Source organism: Faecalibacterium prausnitzii, assembly GCF_003324185.1.
Classification (GTDB): Bacteria; Bacillota; Clostridia; order Oscillospirales; family Ruminococcaceae; genus Faecalibacterium; species Faecalibacterium prausnitzii.
Genome location: NZ_PXUP01000062.1, coordinates 1 through 1,392, shown reverse-complemented (window position 1 = coordinate 1,392; position 1,392 = coordinate 1). Strand labels below are relative to the sequence as shown.

2 protein-coding genes are annotated in these 1,392 nt (G+C 35.7%); one reads left to right on the top strand and one right to left on the bottom strand.

The window, feature by feature from the left end:
* Positions 1 to 687 precede the first annotated feature (687 nt).
* Entirely contained in the window at positions 688 to 894 is a 207-nt protein-coding gene (locus tag C7J97_RS14660) for a hypothetical protein (RefSeq protein WP_207657579.1), read from the top strand.
* Positions 895 to 924: 30 nt separating this feature from the next.
* On the opposite strand, the gene C7J97_RS15125 is transcribed toward C7J97_RS14660, so the two are convergent.
* On the bottom strand, positions 925 to 1,392 hold a 468-nt coding region (locus C7J97_RS15125; protein WP_170126688.1), incomplete at its 5' end, for a hypothetical protein.

Sequence of the window (1,392 nt, the reverse complement as noted above, 5' to 3'; positions counted from 1 at the left end):
ACTATAGTAAAGTATTTAGTCGATTGTGCTGCTTGATTTGGAGCATTTGCATAATAATAAGTCATTGTTGCATATTTATTCTTTCTTCCTGGTGCTAATGATCTTTGTGGATAGTAGTAATTGTAGTTGTTACGTCTTCCGCGTGGCATTTATAAAAATGACAAAAAAAATAAGTGCGCTTGTTTGTAAAGGTCCAATATTTCTATCGTTTCTATCGTTATGTAAACCATACAATTTTGAATACTTTTGACGATCAGTTTTCATTCAATTGATCCAAAACATATATTATTGGGTAAGGGTAATATATACACCGGGTCGAACGTAAACGTTCTTTGTGTATGAACCTTACCCAATAATATATTAGATTAAAGCTTTTTCATTTCACATGTCAAGATATGGGTTTTTTTTTGTTGTACGGGACACAACCCCCACCCCTGGTGGTATTTATTCGGAACCTTTGACCGGGGCCCCTGACAATAGTCTGCCCCGACGAGTTAGGGACCCGTCCAAAGTGAAAAAATACTCTTTTTCTATATTCCAACCTCCGCTAGCTACGGTTTCCATATAGGGGGAGGGGGGCCCTCTGTGTCCCTTGTCATAGTTCCTATTCTATTTATGTTTAGCACTTTTGTCATTTGTCATTCATCGTTGATTGAAAAAGCTCTATGCTATCAGATCACTTTTTTGATGGAATATCCTGTTGCTTACATTGAACGTCCTAGGCTCTATGGCGACCGTGTTACCTTTCTTGTTCGTTGGGAAGATCGTTCTGTTACCGAAGAAGAAGTTTCAAACTTGATCCCTGGCTCAGTGTTCCTTATAGAACAATGGTTAGTAGAATATGAAGATACGATAACTGACAAGTTACGTGAAAAGATTTTAGAGTACTTTTAATAAAAAAGTGATAATTTAACGTTTCTTTTTTTATTGAAGTGTGATAGCATAGTTAATCACTGCTGATAATTGGTTTGTATAAAGATCCTTTATCGGAAGAAAAACAAACGCAATACCGTCTCCAGCGTTTAAGTTTCTTGATAATGGTGTGAAGATACGAGAACTATTGCCTGGTTGTTCAGTGTCGTAAATTCCTGATGCCATTATAAATTGAGGTGGTGAATACAATATACCATTTTCTATTCTTATACTTCCTGGTGTAGATCCTCTTGGAACATATACAATAGCCCATAAAATTCTGTTATCTTCTGTGACATTTATTGTGTGTGGATTTGTGGAAGTATCTAAATATTCTTTGTCAAATGCTAATTGTATGCTAATATTTTTGACTTTTCGCATTCCTCCTACATCAGTTGGTGGAACTATAGTAAAGTATTTAGTCGATTGTGCTGCTTGATTTGGAGCATTTGCATAATAATAAGTCATTGTTGCATATTT